22 protein-coding genes, 1 tRNA gene and 1 pseudogene are annotated in these 21,905 nt (G+C 70.3%); 11 read left to right on the forward strand and 13 right to left on the reverse strand.

Features of this window, described 5'->3' with window-relative positions; all coding sequences use genetic code 11:
* Positions 1-3: 3 nt before the first annotated feature.
* On the reverse strand, positions 4-657 hold the full coding sequence (locus ACGFWE_RS31550) for a rhomboid-like protein (RefSeq protein ID WP_393603319.1): 654 nt from the start codon (positions 655-657) through the stop codon (positions 4-6).
* Between ACGFWE_RS31550 and ACGFWE_RS31555 the strand changes: the two genes are divergently transcribed.
* From ACGFWE_RS31555 to ACGFWE_RS31565, 3 genes are read left to right on the forward strand one after another with little or no spacing between them, the layout of a single operon-like run.
* Positions 656-1,591, forward strand: coding sequence for an aminoglycoside phosphotransferase family protein (locus ACGFWE_RS31555; protein ID WP_393603321.1), 936 nt, complete (start codon positions 656-658; stop codon positions 1,589-1,591). The two genes, ACGFWE_RS31550 and ACGFWE_RS31555, sit on opposite strands and share 2 nt — an antisense overlap.
* Entirely contained in the window at positions 1,588-2,061 is a 474-nt protein-coding gene (locus tag ACGFWE_RS31560) for a GNAT family N-acetyltransferase (protein WP_393603323.1), read from the forward strand. The genes ACGFWE_RS31555 and ACGFWE_RS31560 overlap by 4 nt, the downstream gene beginning before the upstream one ends.
* Complete coding sequence (locus ACGFWE_RS31565; protein ID WP_393603325.1) at positions 2,058-3,107, forward strand: DUF4037 domain-containing protein; 1,050 nt, start codon at positions 2,058-2,060, stop codon at positions 3,105-3,107. Before ACGFWE_RS31560 ends, ACGFWE_RS31565 begins: the two co-directional genes overlap by 4 nt.
* Positions 3,108-3,122: 15 nt before the next feature.
* Here ACGFWE_RS31565 and ACGFWE_RS31570 read toward each other — a convergent pair whose 3' ends face one another.
* Positions 3,123-4,205 carry an endonuclease/exonuclease/phosphatase family protein gene (locus ACGFWE_RS31570; protein WP_352388852.1) on the reverse strand — a complete coding sequence of 361 codons (1,083 nt, stop codon included), beginning with the start codon at positions 4,203-4,205 and terminating at the stop codon, positions 3,123-3,125.
* A gap of 87 nt (positions 4,206-4,292) precedes the next feature.
* Here ACGFWE_RS31570 and ACGFWE_RS31575 point away from each other — a divergent pair, with 87 nt between their 5' ends.
* Together ACGFWE_RS31575 and ACGFWE_RS31580 are read left to right on the forward strand one after the other, a co-directional pair.
* Positions 4,293-4,994, forward strand: a complete 702-nt coding sequence (locus tag ACGFWE_RS31575; protein WP_393603327.1) for a response regulator transcription factor — start codon at positions 4,293-4,295, stop codon at positions 4,992-4,994.
* 55 nt (positions 4,995-5,049) lie between these two features.
* On the forward strand, positions 5,050-6,081 hold the full coding sequence (locus ACGFWE_RS31580) for a sensor histidine kinase (protein ID WP_393603484.1): 1,032 nt from the start codon (positions 5,050-5,052) through the stop codon (positions 6,079-6,081).
* 122 nt (positions 6,082-6,203) lie between these two features.
* Here ACGFWE_RS31580 and ACGFWE_RS31585 read toward each other — a convergent pair whose 3' ends face one another.
* A complete protein-coding gene (locus tag ACGFWE_RS31585) occupies positions 6,204-6,839 on the reverse strand; it encodes a helix-turn-helix domain-containing protein (protein ID WP_393603329.1) in 636 nt (211 codons plus the stop codon).
* 140 nt (positions 6,840-6,979) lie between these two features.
* Here ACGFWE_RS31585 and ACGFWE_RS31590 point away from each other — a divergent pair, with 140 nt between their 5' ends.
* The gene (locus ACGFWE_RS31590) at positions 6,980-7,966 is read left to right on the forward strand and encodes an alpha/beta fold hydrolase (protein ID WP_393603331.1); all 987 of its coding nucleotides are present in this window, start codon (positions 6,980-6,982) and stop codon (positions 7,964-7,966) included.
* Between the two features lie 68 nt (positions 7,967-8,034).
* Here ACGFWE_RS31590 and ACGFWE_RS31595 read toward each other — a convergent pair.
* Together ACGFWE_RS31595 and ACGFWE_RS31600 are read right to left on the reverse strand one after the other, a co-directional pair.
* Positions 8,035-8,550 (reverse strand): annotated as a pseudogene (locus ACGFWE_RS31595) (hypothetical protein).
* Between the two features lie 140 nt (positions 8,551-8,690).
* A tRNA-Thr gene (locus ACGFWE_RS31600) sits at positions 8,691-8,764 on the reverse strand.
* A 141-nt stretch (positions 8,765-8,905) separates the two neighbouring features.
* Between ACGFWE_RS31600 and ACGFWE_RS31605 the strand changes: the two genes are divergently transcribed.
* The 4 genes from ACGFWE_RS31605 to ACGFWE_RS31620 all read left to right on the forward strand — a co-directional run bounded on the left by ACGFWE_RS31605 (position 8,906) and on the right by ACGFWE_RS31620 (position 12,098).
* A complete protein-coding gene (locus ACGFWE_RS31605) occupies positions 8,906-9,268 on the forward strand; it encodes a helix-turn-helix domain-containing protein (RefSeq protein ID WP_393603333.1) in 363 nt (120 codons plus the stop codon).
* Between the two features lie 203 nt (positions 9,269-9,471).
* Entirely contained in the window at positions 9,472-10,608 is a 1,137-nt protein-coding gene (locus ACGFWE_RS31610) for a sn-glycerol-3-phosphate ABC transporter ATP-binding protein UgpC (RefSeq protein ID WP_352388857.1), read from the forward strand.
* 237 nt (positions 10,609-10,845) lie between these two features.
* Positions 10,846-11,307, forward strand: a complete 462-nt coding sequence (locus tag ACGFWE_RS31615; protein ID WP_352388858.1) for a hypothetical protein — start codon at positions 10,846-10,848, stop codon at positions 11,305-11,307.
* Positions 11,308-11,366: 59 nt separating this feature from the next.
* Positions 11,367-12,098 carry a nucleotidyltransferase family protein gene (locus ACGFWE_RS31620; RefSeq protein ID WP_352388859.1) on the forward strand — a complete coding sequence of 244 codons (732 nt, stop codon included), beginning with the start codon at positions 11,367-11,369 and terminating at the stop codon, positions 12,096-12,098.
* Positions 12,099-12,209: 111 nt separating this feature from the next.
* Here ACGFWE_RS31620 and ACGFWE_RS31625 read toward each other — a convergent pair whose 3' ends face one another.
* The 6 genes from ACGFWE_RS31625 to ACGFWE_RS31650 all read right to left on the reverse strand — a co-directional run bounded on the left by ACGFWE_RS31625 (position 12,210) and on the right by ACGFWE_RS31650 (position 18,537).
* Complete coding sequence (locus ACGFWE_RS31625) at positions 12,210-13,829, reverse strand: DoxX family protein (protein WP_393603336.1); 1,620 nt, start codon at positions 13,827-13,829, stop codon at positions 12,210-12,212.
* 118 nt (positions 13,830-13,947) lie between these two features.
* Positions 13,948-14,889: a 23S rRNA (guanosine(2251)-2'-O)-methyltransferase RlmB gene (gene rlmB / locus ACGFWE_RS31630; protein WP_352388861.1), complete on the reverse strand. Its 942-nt coding sequence runs from the start codon at positions 14,887-14,889 to the stop codon at positions 13,948-13,950.
* A gap of 102 nt (positions 14,890-14,991) precedes the next feature.
* Positions 14,992-16,389, reverse strand: coding sequence for a cysteine--tRNA ligase (gene cysS, locus ACGFWE_RS31635; RefSeq protein ID WP_352388862.1), 1,398 nt, complete (start codon positions 16,387-16,389; stop codon positions 14,992-14,994).
* A 72-nt stretch (positions 16,390-16,461) separates the two neighbouring features.
* Positions 16,462-16,959 (reverse strand): 2-C-methyl-D-erythritol 2,4-cyclodiphosphate synthase, encoded by a 498-nt coding sequence (gene ispF / locus ACGFWE_RS31640; RefSeq protein ID WP_352388863.1) that lies wholly within the window; start codon positions 16,957-16,959, stop codon positions 16,462-16,464.
* The gene (ispD, locus tag ACGFWE_RS31645; RefSeq protein WP_352388864.1) at positions 16,949-17,713 is read right to left on the reverse strand and encodes a 2-C-methyl-D-erythritol 4-phosphate cytidylyltransferase; all 765 of its coding nucleotides are present in this window, start codon (positions 17,711-17,713) and stop codon (positions 16,949-16,951) included. The genes ispF and ispD overlap by 11 nt, the downstream gene beginning before the upstream one ends.
* Positions 17,714-18,054: 341 nt before the next feature.
* Complete coding sequence (locus tag ACGFWE_RS31650) at positions 18,055-18,537, reverse strand: CarD family transcriptional regulator (protein ID WP_003953493.1); 483 nt, start codon at positions 18,535-18,537, stop codon at positions 18,055-18,057.
* Between the two features lie 587 nt (positions 18,538-19,124).
* On the opposite strand from ACGFWE_RS31650, the gene ACGFWE_RS31655 reads away from it, so the two are divergent.
* A complete protein-coding gene (locus tag ACGFWE_RS31655; protein WP_352388865.1) occupies positions 19,125-19,787 on the forward strand; it encodes a DUF461 domain-containing protein in 663 nt (220 codons plus the stop codon).
* A 91-nt stretch (positions 19,788-19,878) separates the two neighbouring features.
* Here ACGFWE_RS31655 and ACGFWE_RS31660 read toward each other — a convergent pair whose 3' ends face one another.
* Both ACGFWE_RS31660 and ACGFWE_RS31665 read right to left on the reverse strand, forming a co-directional pair.
* Positions 19,879-20,559, reverse strand: coding sequence for a response regulator transcription factor (locus ACGFWE_RS31660; protein WP_352388866.1), 681 nt, complete (start codon positions 20,557-20,559; stop codon positions 19,879-19,881).
* A complete protein-coding gene (locus ACGFWE_RS31665) occupies positions 20,556-21,809 on the reverse strand; it encodes an ATP-binding protein (protein ID WP_352388867.1) in 1,254 nt (417 codons plus the stop codon). The genes ACGFWE_RS31660 and ACGFWE_RS31665 overlap by 4 nt, the downstream gene beginning before the upstream one ends.
* Positions 21,810-21,905: the final 96 nt, after the last annotated feature.

The raw sequence follows: 21,905 nt of genomic DNA on the forward strand, positions 1-21,905 counted from the left end.
ACGTTAACCCGCCGGCACACCCGCTGTCTCCTTCGGAATCCGTGCTTTTTCCCGCCCTCTGACCAGCGGATAACACCCGAACCCGATCAGCGCGGCGGCGAAGTGCCCGAGATCGGTGAAGGTCCGCCCGGTCACCAGGGGCACCGCGTACACGACGAGGACGGCGAACCCGTAGACGTACCGCCACGGCGCCGGAATCCGGTACACCAGCACGGCGATCACCCCGGCCAGCGCGTAACTCACCCCGATGTCCAGCGTGTTGACCGCGGAGGCGGGCGCCATCCCGTGCCGGATCCCCCACAGCAGCGCCCCCTCGCTGATCAGCGTGGCCAGCACGTGCGCCGCCGCGCACACCGCTAGCCAGCGCCCCGTCCCCAGCCACCGCTCGGCCGGCGCGTGGAAGACGGAGTAGAGGACGACGTACGGCAGCCAGTGCCCGCTGTCGATCCACATGGCGCTGGAGACCAGCACCCGCGGCGGATCGCTCGACAGCTCGTGGATGTTGGTCGAGCGCTGCCGCAGGAACTCCTCCTCGAACTCCGGCGACATGTGGTGCAACGCCACCGTCGTCACGAAGAGGACCGCCAGCCACACATAGGTGCCGGGGGCGCTGCGGACGTACGTCCACACCCTGTGGACACCCCGGTTAATTCGCATGAGTCGATTCACGCACGCCGGTAGGGTCCGGCACGTGATCGACATCCCGGAGGAACTGGCGGCCGCACAGGAGCTTTACAACGGCGACCGCGGCCGGGAGTTCATCGCCGGGCTGCCCGCCCTGACCGAGGACTTCCTGGAGCGCTGGGACCTGAGACCGGACGGCTCCCCGATGCACGGCGTCGCCGCGCTGGTCCTGCCCGTCGTCCGCCGCGCCGACGCCACCCCGGCCGCCCTCAAGCTCCAGCTCCTCGACGAGGAGAGCGCCGGCGAACCCGTCGCCCTGCGCCTGTGGGACGGCGACGGGGCGGTCCGCCTCCTCGACCACGACCCGGTCACCCACACCATGCTCCTGGAGCGCCTCGACGCCACTCGCATGCTGTCCACCCTGCCCGGCACCCGGGACGCGGTCCTCGTCATCGCCGGTCTGCTGGCCCGCCTGACCGCGGGACCCGCCCCCGCCGGGATGCGCCGCCTCGGTGACATCGCGCGAGCCATGCTGGACCGCACCCCAGAGGCCCTCGAGCGCATCCCCGACCCCGGGATCCGCCGTACCGTCGCCGACTGCGCGGCCGCCGTACGCGAGGTCGTCGACGAACCCGGCGACCGGCTCCTGCACTGGGACCTGCACGACGAGAACGTCCTCGCCGCAGACCGCGCCCCCTGGCTCGCCATCGACCCCAAACCCCTCGCCGGCGACCCCGGGTTCGAACTGTGGCCCGCCCTCGACAACCGCTACGACGCCGACGAGGTCACCTGGCGCTTCGACGCCATGACCGACATCCTCGGCCTGGACCGCGCACGCGCGCGTGCCTGGACCCTGGGACGGCTCCTCCAGAACGCCCTCTGGAACATCGAGGACGGCCGCCCCCTGGAACCCCGCCAACTCGACATCGCCGACCGCCTGCGCACCCCCCGGAGCCGACAGCCGTGATCCGCCCCGCCACCCCCGCCGACATCCCCGCGATCCACGCCCTGATCCGCGAACTCGCCGACTACGAAAGGGCGTTGTCCGAAGCAAAGGCGACCGAGGAACAACTCCACGAGGCCCTCTTCGGCCCTCGCCCCGCCGCCTACGCCCACGTGGCGACCGACTCCACGGACTCCGTGATCGGCTGCGCCGTCTGGTTCCTCAACTTCTCCACGTGGCGCGGCGTCCACGGCATCTACCTCGAGGACCTCTACGTCCGCCCCACCGCCCGCGGCGCCGGCCACGGCAAGGCCCTCCTCACCGAACTCGCCCGCCTCTGCGTCGAGCGCGGCTACCAACGCCTCGAATGGTCCGTCCTGAACTGGAACACCCCCGCGATCGACTTCTACGAATCCCTCGGCGCCCGCCCCCAGGACGACTGGACGGTGTACCGCCTCACCGACGAAGCCCTCGTCAGGGCATCCGGCACGTGACGAGTACGCCCGCCTTCCTCCCCGGCCTCGAACTCGCCCGCCGCTTCTACACCGAGGCGGTGGGCCCCTTGCTGGAGGAGGCCGCGCCCGGCATCCCGCACTCCGCCGCGCGCATCGGCCCCGGCTCCGAAGTCCTCGGCTACGACACCCCGCGCTCCGCCGACCACGAATGGGGCCCGCGTCTCCAGCTCTTCCTCCACCCCCGGGACGTCTCCCGCCATGCGGGCCGTATCAAAGACGCCCTCGCCGAGCGCCTCCCGAAGACCTTCCTCGGCTTTCCCACCCACTTCGCGCCCACCGGCGAGACCCGCGACATCCGCGTCATGCGCGCCACCGACGGTCCTGTCCACCACCGCGTCGAGATCACCCACGTCTCCTCGTGGTTCACCGAAACGCTCGGCTTCGACCCCACCTCCGCGATCACCCCCGCCCACTGGCTCGCCACCCCCACCCAACGCCTCGCCGAGGTCACCGCCGGCGCCGTCTTCCACGACGGCCTGCACGCCCTCGCCCCCGTCCGCGCCGCCCTGCGCTGGTACCCGCACGACCTGTGGCTGTACGTCCTGGCCTGCCAGTGGCAGCGCATCGCCCACGAGGAGGCCTTCGTCGGCCGCTGCGGCGAGGTCGGCGACGAACTCGGCTCGGCCGTCGTCGCCGCCCGCCTGGCCCGCCACCTGATGCGCCTGTGCCTCCTCATGGACCGCCGCTACCCGCCGTACGGCAAATGGCTCGGCAGCGCCTTCGCCCGGACCGCGGCGGGCGACCGTCTCACCCCGGTCCTCACCGCGGCCCTCGCGGCCACCGACCGGCACGAACGCGAGCACCGTCTCGCCACGGCCTACGAAATAGTCGGCGGCCTGCACAACCGGCTCGGCCTCACGGACCGCGTCGACCCCACGACCAGGCCGTACCACTCCCGCCCCTTCCGCGTCCTGCGCGCGGACCGGTTCGCACAGGCCCTGATGGCCCGCATCCCCGACCCGACGATCCGGGAACTGCCACTGCCAGAACCGGCAGACACCGAACCGGAGAGACACCTGTGGTGAGCCTCCGCACGGTGCTCACCAGCTGATCCCGGCCGCCACCGGGCGGTGGTCGCTGCCCGTGGACGGCAGGACCCAGGAGCTCCGCGGGGTCACTCCGCGCACCAGGATCTGGTCGATCCGTGCCACCGGGAACTTCGCCGGCCAGGTGAAGCCGAAACCGGCGCCGGCCGTGTCCTGGACCGAGTGCAGCCGTGCGGTGAGGCCGGCGAGCGCGCGGTCGTCGGTGGTGCCGTTCAGGTCGCCGAGCAGCACCACCCGGTCGTTCGGCTCGGCGGCGACAGCCCGGGCGAGCGCCTTCGCGTTGCGGTCCCGGCTGTCCGTCCAGAAGCCCATCGTGGGCATCAGCCGTACGGACCCCAGGTGGGCCACGTACACCGCCAGGGGACCCCGGCCCGTCGCCACCGTGGCGCGCAGCGCGCGGTTGTAGGACAGCTTGACGGCGGCCGACTTGGTGTCCCCCAACGGCCCCGCGTCCATCCCCGTGTCCACCGGCCGGACGTCCGACAGCGGCAGCCTGCTCCACAGCCCGACCGTGCCCAGCACCGCGTGGTACCGGTACGCCCTCGCCAGACCCTCCTCGTACACCGGCCTCGCCCGCGGGGTGATCTCCTCCAGGCCCAGCACGTCCGCCCCCGACGCGGCCAGGTCGCGAGCGGTACCGGCCGGGTCGCGGTTGTCGGCACCGACGTTGTGACCGGCCACGACGAGATCACCGCCCGAGTGGGACCGGTCACCGAGCAGCCCCCCGAACAGACTCAGCCACACCGTGACCGGCAGCAGCAGCGCGACCACCGCGGCAGCGGAACGGCGCCACAGCGCACCGGCCAGCAACACCGGCACGAACAGGCCGAACCACGGCAGGAAGGTCTCCACCAGACTCCCGAGCCCGCCGTGGTCCGGGATCTCCGCGTGCAGCAGCATCACCAGACCGAGCAGCACCGCCAGCGCCGCGAGCACCGGGCCGCGCTTCCAGAGACCCGGCCGGGAGCAGGCGCGGAGCACCCGTCGGAGGCCGGCGTCCCCGCGACCGGAGCCACCTTGCGGGGACGGGTGAGTCCGGCGGGTCGCTGTCCGCACCGAGGGCGGGTATCTCGTCATACGACCAGCCAAGACCGCACGCTGTTGCCGCCCCGTATGCGGATTCCGATACGCCGACGATATGCACCCGCTCGTAGCATCGAAGGCATGCGTGTGCTCATCGTCGAGGACGAGCTCTACATGGCAGAAGCCATCCGCGATGGTCTACGCCTCGAAGCGATCGCGGCCGACATCGCGGGCGACGGCGACACCGCCCTCGAACTGCTGAGCATCAACACCTACGACATCGCCGTCCTCGACCGGGACATCCCCGGCCCCTCCGGCGACGAGATCGCCACCCACATCATCGCCTCCGGCACCGGCACGCCGATCCTCATGCTCACCGCCGCCGACCGCCTCGACGACAAGGCCACCGGCTTCGAACTCGGCGCCGACGACTACCTCACCAAACCCTTCGAACTCCAGGAACTCGCGCTCAGACTCAGAGCACTCGACCGCCGACGCGCCCACCACCGCCCACCCGTACGGGAGATCGCGGGCCTGCGCCTGGACCCGTTCCGCCGAGAGGTCTACCGGGACGGCCGCTACGTCGCCCTGACCCGGAAGCAGTTCGCCGTGCTCGAAGTCCTCGTCGGCGCCGAAGGCGGTGTCGTCAGCGCCGAAACACTCCTGGAACGCGCGTGGGACGAGAACGCCGACCCGTTCACCAACGCCGTACGCATCACCGTCTCGGCCCTGCGCAAACGGCTCGGCGAACCCTGGATCATCGCCACCGTGCCGGGCGTCGGCTACCGCATCGACACACAGCCGGGAGCCTCGGACGAGGGAGCGAACCGTGGATGCGGATAGAGCACCCGGCCTGAGCGTCCGCCTCAAACTCACCCTCAGCTACGCCGGGTTCCTCATGCTCGCGGGCATCCTGCTGATCGTCACCGTGGGGCTGTACCTGTCTCTCCAGGGGGAGTTGTTCAACGAAGCGGGGGCGGTGCAGGCAACCCCGGGCACCATGTTCCTGAAAGCCTTCGCCCCGACGGCAGCCGCGACGATGGCGTTCCTGCTGGTGTTCGGCGTCCTGGGAGGCTGGATCCTCGCCGGCCGCATGCTCGCCCCCCTCAACCGCATCACGGACGCCACCCGTACGGCCGCGACCGGATCCCTCTCCCACCGGATCCGGCTGCCGGGCCGCAAGGACGAATTCCGCGAACTGGCCGACACCTTCGACGCGATGCTCGCCCGCCTCGAAGCACACGTCGCCGAACAGCGCAGATTCGCGGCCAACGCCTCCCACGAACTGCGCACCCCGCTCGCGATCTCGAAGTCACTCCTCGACGTGGCCCGCACCGACCCGCACCACGACACCGGCCGGCTCATCGACCGCCTCCACACCGTCAACACCCGGGCCATCGACCTCACCGAGGCACTGCTCCTGGTCAGCCGCGCCGAGCAGCGGTCCTTCACCCGACAACGCGTCGACCTGTCCCTCATGGCGGAAGAGGCCACCGAGACCCTTCTCCCCCTCGCGGAGAAGCACGGCGTCACCATCGAGACCCGCGGCGACATCACCCCGACGACCGGCTCACAGGCCCTTCTGCTCCAGCTGACCACGAACCTCGTGCACAACGCGATCGTCCACAACCTCCCCGAGCAGGGCACCGTGTGGATCACCACCGAGGTCCGCCCGGGGACAGCGGTCCTCACCGTCGAGAACACCGGCGACCACCTCACCCCGGAACTGCTCCCGACCCTCACCGAGCCCTTCCAGCGCGGCACCGAACGCGTCCACACCGGCCACGCGGGCGTCGGCCTGGGCCTCGCCATCGTCAAGACCATCACCCAGGCCCACGACGGAACCCTCATCCTGACCCCGCGCCCCACGGGCGGTCTGCGCATCACCGTAGAACTGCCAGCACAAAACCCCAGGCCAGAGGAGGTCTGACCTGGGGTTCGACGGAGAGCTGCCCGACGGAGGCGGCGCGGACGTCCTCGCCCTCCGGGTCGCCGGAGGATGCATGAGGCCGACCGAAGCAGCGTGTTGTCACCGAGGAGGCACGCGGCTTGTCACAACTGCTCACTCAGCAACCTTTCTGTCACCAGTCCCGCGACGCCTGGAGGGGTGCGCAGCCGTAGGCGCTCGCCCTGGGGCCCGAACATAATCAGGTACTCGACAGGCCCGCCGGAGCCGGCGTTCACCACCCCGTGCGGGGTGCGGGTGTCGAACTCGACGACGTCCCCGGCAGTCAGGACGAGGTCTTGGTTGCCGAGTGCGAGCCACAGCCGCCCGTACAGGACGCACAGCCACTCGTAGCCCTCGTGGGAGACCTGCCGCGGCCGTGCGGGCGGACCCTCGACAGCGGGCAGGACGTGCTTGTGGGCGTGCAGGCCGCCCACGTACCGGGTCAACGGCAGCACCGCCTTGTCATCCCCGAAGCTCAGCGGCGCCCGCCCCCGCAGCTCGGCCGCGGGGGCGAGCGCGGTGCCGGCCAGCTCGTCGAGGGAGACGCCGTACTCCTTCGACAGCTGCAGCAGCACCTCCAGGGTGGGCTTGCGCCGGCCGGTCTCGATCCGGGACAGCGTGCTGGTCGAGATGCCGGTCGCGCAGCTGACAGCGGCGAGCGTCGCGCCGTGGTGCTCGCGCGCGGCCCGCAACCGGGGCCCCATCGCGGCCAGCGTGCCGTCCACGTCGTCGACTGCCACCTTCCCGCTCCTTCTTGCCGTGCCGCTCGGCCGCTCTGTCCTGCAAGTTTGCCAAATGGGCAAGGCTGATCGCGTCGGGCGGGTGCCGCGCCGCATGATCGATGGGTAGCCGCGTCCGCCCGCGAACCGAGGAGAAGCCCATGCAGCCCGAGCCAACCGCTGAGCTCCGCCACCGCACCGTCGAGGGCCCGGCCGGGCGCCTGCACCTGGTCGAGCAGGGCACCGGCCCGCTGGTCCTGCTCGTGCACGGCTTCCCCGAGTCCTGGTACTCCTGGCGCCGCCAGCTCCCGGCCCTCGCCGCGGCCGGCTACCGGGCAGTGGCGATCGACGTGCGCGGCTACGGCCGCTCCTCCAAGCCCGCCGCGATCGACGCCTACCGGATGCTCGACCTGGTGGAGGACAACGTCGCCGTCGTGCGCGCCCTCGGCGAGGAGAGCGCGGTGGTCGTCGGCCATGACTGGGGCTCCAACATCGCCGCCGCCTCCGCCCTGCTCCACCCCGGGGACTTCCGCGCGGTCGGCTTGCTGAGCGTCCCCTACGCGCCGCCCGGCGGCCCGCGCCCGACCGACATCTTCGGCCAGATCGGCGGCCCCGAGCAGGAGTTCTACGTCTCCTACTTCCAGGAGCCCGGCCGCGCCGAGACGGAGATCGACCCCGATGTCCGGGGCTGGCTCGCGGGCTTCTACGCGGCCCTGTCCGCCGACACCATGCCCGCCGAGGGCGAGCCCGACCCGCACTTCGTCACCCTGGGCTGTCAGCTGCGCGACCGTTTCCCCGTCGGCCCGCTCCCGGCATGGTTGAGCGAGGAGGACCTCGACGTCTACGCCGGGGAGTTCGAGCGCACCGGTCTGACCGCCGCCCTCAACCGGTACCGCAACATGGACCGCGACTGGGAAGACCTCGCCCCGCACCGCGGAGCCCCGATCAAGCAGCCGTCCCTGTTCATCGGCGGAGCCCTGGACGCCTCCACCATCTGGATGTCCGACGCCATCGACGCCTACCCCACCACCCTCCCGCGCCTGTCGGCCTCCCACCTCCTGGAAGGCTGCGGCCACTGGATCCAGCAGGAACGCCCCGACGAGGTCAACCGCCTGCTGACCGACTGGCTCGCCACGCTTCCGAGCTGAACCAGACGGGCTGCCTGGGCAGCCTGGCGGTGCTTTCGGGTGGGCCGCGCCGAGGTAGTACATGCCGGTCAGCTCGGTGATGCCGAACAGTCGCACCGCCCCGTGAGGGCCATGTTGTGGAGGCGGGCGATGGCGAGTGCGGCTTGGTGGACCCCGTTGCCCTTCGGGACAAGGCGTGCTCGACGCGTGCCCGAGCGCGACGGTGGACCGAGTTCTCCGCTTCCTGTACGGCGATGGTGGGGACACCGCGGCAGACCCGGTCGACTCCGGACTCGCTGAAAGCCCGGCAGTCGTTGCGACTGCCGGGCAGCGGATCGCCGATGGCCACCACCAGGCGGCTGTTGGCGTCGATGACCACCTGCAGGTTCGTCGAGTGTGGTCCAGAATCCGGTCCGCGGCCGACTCGGAGACCCCGAACAGCGGCGCCACCTGCCGCAACGTCAGATTCGTGCGCCACGGTCGGCCTCGCTGAATGTCACCACCGCGCCGGCGCACCAGCGCGACGAACCGGTTGAACTGCTCCGGACTCGACCGACAAACGGCTCGATCCACTTCGGATCATCCGCTGAGATCACCCCACCCAACCTCTAGGGAAAGACGCTCGTGCGTGAACACCGCAGAATCCGTTGGTGTGGGGGCTGCCATCGTAGAAGCGACGGGCTGGCACCGCCTCTGCTCAGCAAAAAGCCCAGCTCAGACAGGGTCTGAGCTGGGCTTTCGACAGAGCCCCCTGTCGGATTCGAACCGACGACCTGCTCATTACAAGTGAGCTGCTCGTTCCAGCTGAGCTAAGGAGGCGCCGCGTACCAGAACGCCGTACGCGAAGGCGGCTCCACTGTACACAGCGCTCGTTTCCTCCAGCCAGTACGGTTTCGGGGGCGTGTGGAGTGCGGAACCTCGTCGTGCTGTTCCGAAGATCGGGTCGTCAGGGGAGGGGTCATGGAGGAGACAGTGGCTGAGCGCGTCAAGCGCGAGGTCCTCGGCATCGTCGAGCGCCTGAAGCACCACACGCGCAAGGCGACGCCGCTGAAGTCCCGCGCCAAGACGCCCGGCACGCATCACCGCATTTATCGGTTCCGCTTCTATCCGACCGAGGAGCAGGCCGAGCAGTTGGAGCGGACATTCGGCGCGTGTGAACGCTGCCGTGAGCCTCAGGGACGAGGGTTTGCGTTTGCTGGCCGCGTAGAGCGCGGCTGCTGCAGTACGGACCGACGGGCCGTCGGCCGGAATGCCTGTGGAGTCCCCCTAAGACCGATCAGACCCAGCTCACCAGGGCTGTGTGTGGTCGGCCGTGGACGATGAAGCAGGAAGCCGAACAGCAAGGTCAAAAGTGCGGTGCTCTGCCCCGTTCGAAAATTTCCGCGAAGTTCACAGTCCGCCAGGTACTGACATACGCGTGAACGCCAGGTACCGTCCAGAGCCAGTCCACACCTGTGTGGACTACACCACCTTCCTACAACGGATCGTCCGGCACGTTCCTGCCGGTAGAAGGGGGCCTCTGAGCCATGGCCACTGTTTCGTTCGACAAGGCGACCCGCATTTACCCGGGTTCCACGAAGCCCGCCGTCGACGGTCTCGACATCCACATCGAGGACGGCGAGTTCCTCGTCCTGGTCGGCCCGTCCGGCTGTGGCAAGTCCACCTCGCTCCGCATGCTGGCGGGGCTCGAGGACGTCAACGGCGGTGCCATCCGCATCGGTGACCGCGACGTCACGCACCTGCCGCCGAAGGACCGGGACATCGCCATGGTGTTCCAGAACTACGCGCTCTACCCGCACATGACCGTCGCCGACAACATGGGCTTCGCGCTCAAGATCGCCGGCATCAACAAGACGGAGATCCGGCAGAAGGTCGAGGAGGCCGCGAAGATCCTCGACCTCACCGAGTACCTGGACCGCAAGCCGAAGGCCCTCTCCGGTGGTCAGCGCCAGCGTGTCGCGATGGGCCGCGCCATCGTGCGTGAGCCGCAGGTCTTCCTCATGGACGAGCCGCTGTCCAACCTGGACGCCAAGCTCCGTGTGTCCACCCGTACGCAGATCGCCTCGCTGCAGCGCCGTCTGGGCATCACCACCGTCTACGTCACCCACGACCAGGTCGAGGCCATGACGATGGGCGACCGGGTCGCCGTGCTCAAGGACGGTCTGCTCCAGCAGGTCGACTCGCCGCGCAACATGTACGACCGCCCGGCGAACCTCTTCGTCGCCGGCTTCATCGGCTCCCCGGCGATGAACCTCGTCGAGGTCCCGATCACCGACGGCGGTGTGAAGTTCGGCAACAGCGTGGTGCCCGTCAACCGCGAGGCCCTCAAGGCCGCCTCCGACAAGGGTGACACCACGGTGACCGTGGGCGTCCGCCCCGAGCACTTCGACATCGTCGAGCACAACGGCGCCGCCGCCGCGGCCCTCTCCAAGGACACCGAGGACGCCCCGGCCGGTCTCGCGGTCTCCGTGAACGTGGTCGAGGAACTCGGCGCCGACGGTTACGTCTACGGCTCCGCCAAGGTCGACGGCGAGCTGAAGGACCTGGTCGTCCGCGTCAGCGGCCGCGCGGTCCCGGACAAGGGCGCCACGCTGCACGTCGTGCCGCGTCCGGGCGAGACCCACGTGTTCTCGACCTCCACGGGCGAGCGCCTCACCGACTGAGGACGAACCGCAGCAATTCACCCAGGTTGACGAGAAGGGCCCCGCAGAGCCTCTGCGGGGCCCTTCTCGCGCCCGGAACCCGCCCCGAGCGCCCCCCAACGCGTCGACAAATACCCCGGCACACCGGCCATTTCGAGCAGTGTTCGTCAACGCCCTACCCGAAAATCGGCACTGCCTCATCCCCCGAACCGGTGACTAAATGTCGCCAAATCATTACCGCACGCTACCCTCACACGCGTGAAGCACTCCACTTACCAACAGACGCGACGCGGCCGGGGCCCCGCCCGCCGTATCGGCCGCTCCCTCGCCCTTGTCCTGCCGGTCGTCCTGGTGCTCTCCGGGACCCTCGCGGTCACCCGAGTCAACTGGTCGGGGGATCCCTCGAGCTCCTCGGTGCTCACCGCGTCGGACGCGACGGTCTCGGACAGCAAGCCGCGCAGCGCCCCCCTCGCCCCCCAGGACGCCCTGCGCGGGCAGCTCCTGACCGAACTCCAGGAGAAGAACCCCGGCATCGCCCTCACGCACCTCCAGGAGGCCGTGAACGAGCGCCCCTCGCTCGCCAGACACTGCGCCTCCATCGCGAAGGCCCTGGGCCGCGCCGCGGTCCGTGTGTACGGCCCCACGCGCGCCCAGTCCTACGCCCGCCCCGTCTGCGACACGTCCTTCGCGACGGGTGTGGCCGCGGCACACAGCGGCTGACCCCGCGAGAGGGGATGCCGACCGAGGTCGGGAGAGGGGCGCGTCGTAAAGTTCCGGTCATGACCGATCCGAACGCCGCGTCCCGCCCCACCCAGGCCGTGATCCTGGCCGGCGGCCAGGGATCCCGGCTGCGCCCCTACACCGACACCCGGCCCAAGCCGATGATCGAGATCCCCGGCACGGGAACTCCGATCATCGGCCATCAGCTTGTCTGGCTCGCCGAGGAGGGCGTGACGGACGTGGTGGTCAGCTGCGGGCATCTCGCCGAGGTGCTCCAGGACTGGCTGAAGACGGCCGACCTTCCGCTGCGCGTGCAGACGGTCATCGAGACGGAGCCGCTCGGCCGGGGTGGCGGACTGAAGTACGCGGCGGCGCGTCTGCCGCACCCGGATCAGGCGTGGTACGCGACGAACGGTGACATCTGGACCCGGTTCTCGCTGCGGGACATGGCGGACTTCCACACCGAGCGGGACGCGATCGCGACGCTCGCGCTGGCGCGGCCGCGGATTCCCTGGGGGGCGGTGCAGACCGACGGGTTCGGTCACATCACCGACTTCATAGAGGCACCGCCGTCGACGTTCGAGATCAACGCGGGGGTGTACGTCTTCTCGCCCGGGTTCGCCGATCTGCTGCCGGAGCGGGGGGATCATGAGCGGACGACGTTCCCCACGCTGGCCCGTGAGTTGCGGCTGGCCGGGTTCCCGATTCCGCAGGGGGCGTACTGGCGGGCCATCGACACCGCGAAGGATCTGACCGAGGCGGCCAAGGAACTCGCGGCACTCGGCCGATAGCGGCGCCGTACACCGGGAAGGTCCCGCACATCCTGTGTGCGGGACCTTCTCCGTGTGTGGGCGGTGTCTCTCAGCCGGTGGGGTCGCCCAGTACGTCGCCCACCGGCCCGCCTACCCCAACAGGCCTCCCACCAGGCCCGGTTGGCCGGAGGAGGAACCTCCGGTGCCGGAGCCGCCCGTGGAACCGCCGGAGGTGCTCGTGCCCCCGGTCGGGCCCGAGGTGGTGCTGGGGGCCTGCTGGGCCGGGGAGGACTGCTGGGGGGAGGTCCGGCCCGTGGTGCCCTGGGTCTGGCTGGGCGAGCCGCCGGTGGTGGTGGTCGTGTCGGTGTCGCGGGTGGCGCCGGGGGTCGCCGAGGTGCCGGCGGAGGGGCCCGTGGTGGCGCCCTGGCTGGGCCGGGTGGACGCCGACGGGCTCTTCTTGCGGGCCTTGGCGGAGTCCTGCGGGAGCGGGGAGCCGGGCAGTTCGTTGCGCGGGGCCTCGCCGGGGCCGGGGACGATGATGCGGTCGGCGTCGCGGACGGCACTGCCGAGCACGGAGCCGATCAGCAGGGTCAGGCCCATCACGATGGTGGTGACGAGGGCGCCGCGTCGAAGGACGTAGCGGCGCAGTTCCCAGATGTCGGAGTGGGGTCCGAGGCGGCGCCAGGCGCGGCCCGCGAGGCGGCCGTCGATGGAGTAGACGGGGGCGCCGGCGATGATCAGCGGGGACCAGGCGGCGAGGTAGATGATGTCGGGGGTGTCGTAGGCGGGAACGCTCTTCCAGCTGACGGTGACGAGGAGCGCGGCGGACAGGCCGGCGCCGACGACCGCGGCGACGCGCTGCCAGCAGCCCAGGATCGTGAGGACGCCCACGATGACCTGGAGGAAGGCGATGACGAGGCCGGAGCCGACGGGGTGCTGGAGGGCGAACTGGCGCAGTGGTTCGGCCACGTCCCACGGGTGCAGGGTGTTGAGCCACTTGACCATGGAGCCGCGCTTGCCGCCGTCGAAGTAGACGGGGTCGCACAGCTTGCCCATGCCGGCGTAGATGGAGATGAAGCCGAGGAAGATCCGGAGCGGGAGGAGGACGACGCCGAGGTTCATCCGGCGGCCCGGGTAGTAGGCGTGCCGCGCGGCTTCGTCGCCCTGTCGCCTGGTGGCGCGGTCGGCGCGGGCCTCGTCGAAGCCGTCGTCGAACTCCTCGCCCTCGTGGGCGGGTTCGTCGTACGCGCTGCCCACCGTGCGCATGTGGGGCAGGAGCCGGGTGCCGTCGCCGTCGGGGGTGCGCTGGGCGCCGACGAGCGGGGTCGCCATGGTCTGGGCCAACTCGCCGTCGTAGTCGGCCTGGTAGCCGTGATCGACGTCGATACGGGGGATGACCTGGGTGGCTCCGGCGTCGGCGGCGGCCGGCTCGGCATGGCCGACGCTGCCGCCCCGGACGGCCTGCAACAGGCGGTGGGCGCCGGTGTCGTCGGGGGCGGACCTGCCGCTCCACACGACGGGCCGACGGCGCCCCGCGGCGCCTACGGCCGGCATCCGGGCGGTGTCCTCGGCGGCGATCAAGTGCCGTGCGATCCGCGGGGATTGGGCGCGTCTCGTCGACGCGCCCAACTGCACGCGGAAGCTCGCATGATTGACGATGATCTGCGCCGGATCGCTCGGCACCTTCACCATGCTCAGCGCGGGAGCGTCGTCGAATCCCGACGGGCCGTCCCCCGTGGGTGTGCGGGGTGTTCTGGTGTCCACACTCATCTAACCGAGTGACGTGTGGTTAGGACACTGCTTTGACTCGCCGGATGTGTCCGGACCCCGTCAAGCTTGCCCCGTACGCCGGGAACACCCCGTGTGGGGGACTGCGCCGAACAGTCGTTCAGGCCCGGCGGCGAGCCGCTTCGTAGAGCACGATCCCGGCCGCCACACCGGCGTTGAGCGACTCCGCGCCGCCCGGCATGGGAATCCGCACCCGGTAGTCGCAGGTCTCGCCGACCAGGCGGGACAGACCCTTGCCCTCGCTGCCGACCACGATGACGACGGGGCCGCCGAGGGCTTCCAGGTCGCCGATCTCGTGCTCGCCGTCGGCGGCGAGGCCGACGACCGCGATGCCCTGCTTCTTGTACGCCTCCAGGGCGCGCGTCAGGTTGGTGCAGCGGGCGACCGGGGTGCGGGCGGCCGTACCGGCGGACGACTTCCACGCACCGGCGGTCATGCCGGCCGCGCGCCGCTCGGGTACGACGACGCCGTGGCCGCCGAAGGCGGAGACGGAGCGGACGGCGGCACCGAGGTTGCGCGGGTCGGTCACGCCGTCGAGGGCGACGATCAGCGGGTCCTGCCCCTCGTCGTAGGCGGCGTTGGCCAGCTCCTCGGGGTGGGCGTACTCGTACGGCGGGACCTGGAGGACCAGGCCCTGGTGGTTGAGCCCGTTGGTCATGCGGTCGAGCTCGGGGCGGGGGGCCTCCATGAGGTGGACGCCGCCCCGGTCGGCGACGAGCTGGAGCGCCTCGCGCACGCGCTCGTCGTTGTCGATGAACTGCTGGACGTAGAGCGTCACCGCGGGCACGCCCTCGCGCAGCGCCTCGACGACGGGGTTGCGTCCGACGACCATCTCCGAGGTGCCCTTGCCGCCCCGGCCGCGCGGCGCGGAACGGCGCACCGTCTGCTTCGCCTTGGCATTGGCGATTCGGTTCTTCTTGTGGCCCTTGCGCGCCTCGGCGGGCGGGGTCGGACCCTTGCCCTCCAGGCCCCTGCGTCGCTGGCCGCCACTGCCGACCTGCGCGCCCTTCTTGCCGGACATGCGGCGGTTGTTGGCTGCCATGACCTACCTGTTCTCCGTGAGTGCCTGCGTCGGTGAAACGTTCGTACGTCTATGCAGTGTGCCGCCCGGAGGGCCGGGCGGCACAATCGATCAAGAAAGGGGCTAGCGGGGACCCAGCGTCCAGCGCGGCCCCTGCGGGCCGTCCTCGATGGTCAGGCCCGACTGGCCGAGCTGGTCGCGGATGGCGTCGGCGGTGGCCCAGTCCTTGCGGGCACGGGCCGCTTCCCGCTGGTCGAGGACCAGGCGTACGAGGCTGTCGACCACGCCGTGCAGGTCCTCGCCCCGGTCGGACTCACCGGCCCAGTGCGCGTCGAGCGGGTCGAGGCCGAGGACGCCGAGCATGGCGCGCACCTCGGCGAGGCGGGCCACCGCGGCCTCCTTGTCGTCGGCCGCGAGGGCGCTGTTGCCCTGCCGGACGGTGGTGTGCACGACGGCGAGCGCCTGCGGGACGCCCAGGTCGTCGTCCATGGCCTCGGCGAAGGCGGGCGGTACCTCGGCGGAGGGCTCCACGGGACCGGCCTTCTCGACCACGCGCTGCACGAAGCCCTCGATCCGCGCGAACGCCGACTCGGCCTCGCGCAGGGCGTCCTCGCTGTACTCGATCATCGAGCGGTAGTGCGGCGTGCCGAGGTAGTAGCGCAGCACGATCGGCCGCCACCTCTCGACCATCTCGGACACGAGCACCGAGTTGCCCAGCGACTTGGACATCTTGTCGCCGGCCATGGTGACCCAGGCGTTGTGCACCCAGTACTGCGCGAAGTCGTCGCCGTAGGCCTTGGCCTGGGCGATCTCGTTCTCGTGGTGCGGGAAGATCAGGTCGAGGCCGCCGCCGTGGATGTCGAAGGCGGTGCCCAGGTACTTGTGGGCCATCGCCGAGCACTCCAGGTGCCAGCCGGGGCGGCCGGGGCCCCACGGCGTCGACCAGGTCGGCTCGCCCGGCTTGGCGGACTTCCACAGGGCGAAGTCACGCGGGTCCCGCTTGCCGGTCTCGCCGTCGCCGGACGGCTGGAGCAGGTTGTCCAGCTCCTGCCGCGACAGCTGCAGGTAGCCCGGGAAGGAGCGCACGTCGAAGTAGACGTTGCCGTCGGACTCGTAGGCGTGGCCGCGCTCGATGAGGCCCTGCATCATCTCGACCATCTCGGTCATGTGCCCGGTGGCACGCGGCTCGTAGCTGGGCGGGAGGCAGCCGAGTGCGGTGTAGCCGTCGTTGAACGCGCGCTCGTTCTCGTACCCGATCGCCCACCAGGGGCGCTTCTGCTCGGCCGCCTTGACGATGATCTTGTCGTCGATGTCGGTGACGTTCCGGACGAAGGTGACCTCGTAGCCGCGGTACTCGAACCAGCGGCGCATGATGTCGAAGTTCAGGCCGGAGCGGATGTGACCGATGTGCGGGACGGCCTGCACGGTGGCACCACACAGGTAGATCGAGACACAGCCCGGCGTGAGCGGGGCGAAGTCACGGATCTGCCGGGCGCTGGTGTCGTACAGGCGAATAGTCACGGGACCTAGGGTAGTGGGCCGAAGGGGGTGCGTGGAGCAGTCCTTTTGTCACCCTTCCCTTACGGCCGATTGTCACCCCTGCCTGACGACCAGGGCCGTCGCCACCGCCATCAGTCCCTCGCCGCGGCCGGGGAATCCGAGGCCGTCCGTGGTCGCCCCCGACACCGACACCGGGGCACCCGCCGCCGCCGAGAGGATCTTCTGCGCCTCGTCCCTGCGCTTGCCGATCTTCGGGCGCGGACCCACCACCTGAACGGCGATGTTGCCGATCCGGAAGCCCGCCGCGCGGACGATCCGGGCGGCCTCCGTCAACAGCGTGACGCCGGACGCACCGGACCATTCGGGGCGGCCGGTGCCGAAGTGCTGACCGAGGTCGCCGAGGCCGGCCGCGGAGAAGAGCGCGTTGCAGGCGGCGTGGGCGACGACGTCCGCGTCGGAGTGGCCGGCCAGGCCGGTGCCCTCGCCCTCCCACTTCAGGCCGGCGCACCACAGGTCGCGGCCCTCCTCGAAGGCGTGGATGTCGGTGCCGATGCCGACCTGGGGCAGGAGCACGGGCTGCTCAGAAGCCATCGTTGAGCCTCCTGCGGGCCAGGACCGCCTCCGCGAGGACCAGGTCCAGGGGGCGGGTCACCTTGAAGGCCTCCTCGTGACCGGGCACCACCACGACGGTGAGCCCCAGCTGCTCGACCATGCTCGCGTCGTCGGTGACGTCCTCGGTGACCGTCTCGTGGGCGCGGATCAGGGTCGCCCGGTCGAAGCCCTGCGGGGTCTGCACGGCACGCAGTCGCGCGCGGACCGGGGTGGCCACAACCGGCTCCGGCTCACCGGGAGCGACGGCGGGCTCGACCTCCTTGACGGTGTCCGCGAGGGGCAGCGCCGGGACGACGGCGCTCGCACCGTCCCGTACGGCCTCGATGACCGCGTCGACGGTGTCGACCGGGACGAGTGGGCGGGCCGCGTCATGGACCAGGACGATGCCGAAGTCGGAGGGCAGGGCGTCCAGGCCGAGCCGGACCGATTCCTGCCGGGACTCGCCGCCCGGGACGACGAGGAAGTCCGTGCGCTCGGGCAGGGCGTGCGCGTCGAGGAGGGACTTGACCTCGCCGGCGCCGTCGGGCGGGGCCACGACGACGACCAGCGAGACGGCACGGGATGCGGCCATCGCGCGGACCGCGTGGATCAGCATGGGAGTGCCGTTCAGCGCCCGGAGCGCTTTGGGAGCGCCCGGACCGAGGCGTACGCCCCTTCCGGCGGCCGGAATCACCACCGCGGTGCGGGCCCCCGCACGTGCTTCGGCGGGCGAAGGACGCGAAACGTCAGACATCGGTTCCTGTCAGGTTTGTGTGCTCGGCCAACGTGGGTACGGAGACAGCGTGCCGGGCGCGACGCCTTGACCGGACCCTTCCGTGACCCCGGTCGAGCCTGCTGCCCGGGCCCGGCACGCCAAGTATCGGGGGATCTTTCTCCGAGAGAAACACGCGCACGGCACTCCGGGCGTCTTCGCCGGAGTGTCTTCGGGGGCGTGCTGGGTCCGGCATCCGGAGACAGACATGCCGCAGCGCCCGGCGACAGCTGTTGCGTCATCGGGCACCGCGGCATTTCAGTGCGGCAATTCGGATTCAGTGTGTGCTGAGCTGAGCGGGCGAGGTGCCTGCACAGAGACGCTCAGGACGCGAGAACCTCGTCGAGCAGCGCCTCGGCCTTGTCCTCGTTCGTGTTCTCCGCGAGGGCGAGTTCACTCACCAGGATCTGCCGAGCCTTGGCGAGCATGCGCTTCTCACCTGCGGAGAGTCCGCGCTCGCGCTCACGACGCCACAGGTCACGCACGACTTCCGCGACCTTGATGACATCGCCGGAGGCGAGCTTCTCCAGGTTTGCCTTGTAACGACGGGACCAGTTAGTGGGCTCCTCGGCGTACGGCGCGCGCAGCACCTCGAAGACCCGGTCCAGCCCGTCCTGACCGACCACATCCCGCACGCCGACGAACTCCGCATTGTCCGCTGGCACACGTACCGTCAGGTCACCCTGGGCGACCTTCAGCACCAAGTAGGTCTTGTCCACGCCTTTGATCTGGCGAGTTTCGATAGCCTCGATCAGCGCGGCCCCGTGATGGGGATAGACCACGGTGTCGCCAACCTTGAACGTCATGTGACAGGTACCCCTTCCGTGGCTATCCAGGGTAACACGGAAACTGCGGGTTCTGAATGGTGTTTTCGCAGGTCAGAGCATATCTCGGGGCTTGACAACAGCAACAGGAACGTGCTGCGGAGGCCGCGCGGAAGAAGGAATTCGCAGGTCGGAGCGGCTCTCCGGGCGAGGTGAAACGCGTACGTTACACGCATCCGGAGCCCCCTCCGAGCGGGCTAACGTCCCCAAATGTCCGGTTCCAAGTGTGCGACTTCCGCTACTCCGTTCGGTGCTCGGCGTCACTTCCCCGCCGAATCCGGAATTGATCACGCGCGGCCGGCGGATCAGGTGGTGATCAATTCCGGGGACGATCACACATTCCTTCACGGAAGTTTTGCTACTGGCTGCGAACGCGGTTATGTGAAAGCCGGACCGGGCCGGAGTACGGGTCACAAGTGACTGGTGAGTCACTTGTGAAGCGAGTGACACGCCTCTTGGGGAGGGTCGGGTGCGGCCCTGCGGGAACGGCTCGGTAACCTAAGGCCGCTGACAGACACTTAGCGCGGCTTTACGGGCCGCCCCGCTCAAGTCAAGGAGTTGCCGCCGCCGTGAGCAGCAGCCTTCGACGCGGCGCCCTCGCCGCCTCTGCCATCGCGTTCTCGATCGCCGCGCTCTCCGCGTGCGCGGCCGGCAGCAACGCCCAGACCCTGGAGGTCAAGCCGGACAACGCGGAGACCCGCGTGGGCGACATCAAGCTCCAGAACGTCGTGGTGATCACCCAGACGACCCCCGAGGCGTCCGGTGAGACAAAGGGTCCGGCCGTCATCTCCGCCACCGTCTTCAACGCCGGCGACAAGCCCCAGACGCTGGACTCCGTGAGCATCGACGGCGGCGGCAGCGCCGAGATCACGCCCGCCAAGGGCAAGGGCAAGGTGACCGTCCCGGCCCACGGCTCCGTCGTCCTCGGCGGCAGGAACAACGCCTCCGCCGCGGTGACCGAACTCGGCGAGAGCGTCAAGAACGGCAACGCCCAGAAGGTCACCTTCACCTTCAGCACGACCGGTGACGTGAGCCTGCGCGCCTTCGTCGTCCCGGCCGACAGCTACTACACCAAGTGGGGCCCGAGCGCCGTGCCGTCGGCGCCGAAGACCTCGCCGAAGCCGACCGGCTCCCCGACCCCGACCGGTGCGGCCACGCCGACCGGCGCGGCGTCTGCGTCTGCTTCCGCGTCCACGAGCGCGACGGCCGGTGAATCGGCCGCTAGCCACTGAGCAGCCGTACGAGACCCTCGTACGACACGAAGGGCGGGGCCTCCGAGGAGGTCCCGCCCTTCGGCGTACCGCAGCTGTTTTTTCGGGCTCTTTACGGCTCGAACTTGTAGCCGAGGCCGCGGACCGTCACCAGGTAGCGGGGTGCGCCCGGGTCGGGCTCGATCTTGGCGCGCAGGCGCTTGACGTGGACGTCGAGGGTCTTGGTGTCACCGACGTAGTCGGCGCCCCAGACGCGGTCGATGAGCTGCATGCGGGTCAGGACGCGGCCGGCGTTGCGCAGCAGCATCTCCAGCAGGTCGAACTCCTTGAGGGGCAGGTCGATCTTGGAGCCGGAGACCGTGACCACGTGGCGGTCCACGTCCATGCGGACCGGACCGGCCTCCAGAGCGGCCGGGGTGACCTCCTCGGGCTCGCCGCGGCGGCGCAGGACGGCGCGGATACGGGCGACCAGCTCGCGCGAGGAGAACGGCTTGGTGACATAGTCATCGGCTCCTATTTCCAGGCCCACGACCTTGTCGATCTCGCTGTCCTTGGCGGTCACCATGATGACGGGGACGTTGGAGCGGCCGCGCAGCTGGCGGCAGACCTCCGTGCCGGGCAGGCCCGGCAGCATCAGGTCGAGGAGGACGAGGTCGGCGCCGTTGCGGTCGAACTCCTCGAGTCCGTCGGGGCCCGTGGTCGCGATGGCGACCTCGAAGCCCTCCTTGCGGAGCATGTACGAAAGGGCGTCGGAGAAGGACTCCTCGTCCTCGACGACGAGCACTCGGGTCACGGAAGGACCTCCGGGGCGGGAAGCGGGTCGTAAGAAGCCGACTCGGGAGTGGGCCCGTCCTCGTCGTCGAGGTCGGGGTGCTGGAGCGCGCGGTCGCGGGCCGCGCCCGCCTCCGGCAGCCTGAGGGTGAAAGTGGAGCCCTGTCCCTCGGAACTCCACACCGTGACCTCCCCGCCGTGCGAGGCGGCCACGTGCTTGACGATCGCGAGGCCGAGGCCCGTACCGCCGGTCTGGCGGGAACGGGCCGGGTCGACGCGGTAGAAGCGCTCGAAGATGCGCTCCTTGTCCCTGTCGGAGATGCCGATGCCCTGGTCGGTGACGGCGACCTCGATGAGGTCGCCGCTCGGCACGGACACCCGGCGGGCGGATATGCCGACACGGGTGCGGGCGGGCGAGTAGTTGACGGCGTTCTCGACGAGGTTGCCGAGGGCGGCGGCGAGCTGGCCGCGGTTGCCCCAGACCTTCAGCTCGGCCGCGCCGGCCGCGGCCATGGTGATCTGCTTGGTGCCGGCCTGGTGCCGGCAGCGGTCGATGGCCTCGGCGACCAGCTCGTCCACGCGGACCGGCTCGGCGTCCTCCAGCGGGTCGTCGTTCTGTACCCGGGAGAGGTCGATGATCTCCTGGACCAGGCTGGTCAGGCGGGTGGCCTCGATCTGCATCCGGCCGGCGAAGCGCTCCACGGCCTCCGGGTCCTCGGATGCGTCCATGACGGCCTCGGACAGGAGGGAGAGCGCGCCGACGGGGGTCTTGAGTTCATGGCTGACGTTCGCGACGAAATCGCGTCGTACCGCTTCGATCCGCCGGGCCTCGGTGAGGTCCTCCACGAGGAGCAGCACCAGCCGGGAGCCGAGGGGCGCGACACGGGCGGAGACCGCGAGGGCCTCGCCGCGTCCGGTCCCCCGCCTGGGCAGGTCCAGCTCGACCTGGCGTATCTCCCCGTCCCTCCTGGTGTCCCGGGCCATCTGGAGCATGGGCTCCACGGAGAGCTTGCCGCCGCGGACCAGCCCGAGGGCGTACGCGGCGGAGCTGGCCTTGACGACGGCGTCGGCCTCGTCGAGGACGACGGCGGAGGAGCGGAGCACGGACAGGACGGTGTCCACGCCCGGCGGAAGCATCGGGTCGGTGTGCAGGGAGGTGCGGGTGGGGCGCTTCTGCTCCCGCTCGCTCCAGCGGAACGCCAGCATGGCGATGACACCGGTGAGCACACCGGCGATCGCTGCCGCTGCGGCGACCGCCGCGTTCACGTCCATGCCTCCAGGTTAGGCATGGGATCCGTCCTGGCCACAGCCGTCCGAGTGCGAGCTCGAACACTCGTCGCCCAGAGTTCACCTTGGAGCCAGTGCTGG

Source organism: Streptomyces sp. NPDC048523, from assembly GCF_043199815.1.
Lineage (GTDB): Bacteria > Actinomycetota > Actinomycetes > Streptomycetales > Streptomycetaceae > Streptomyces.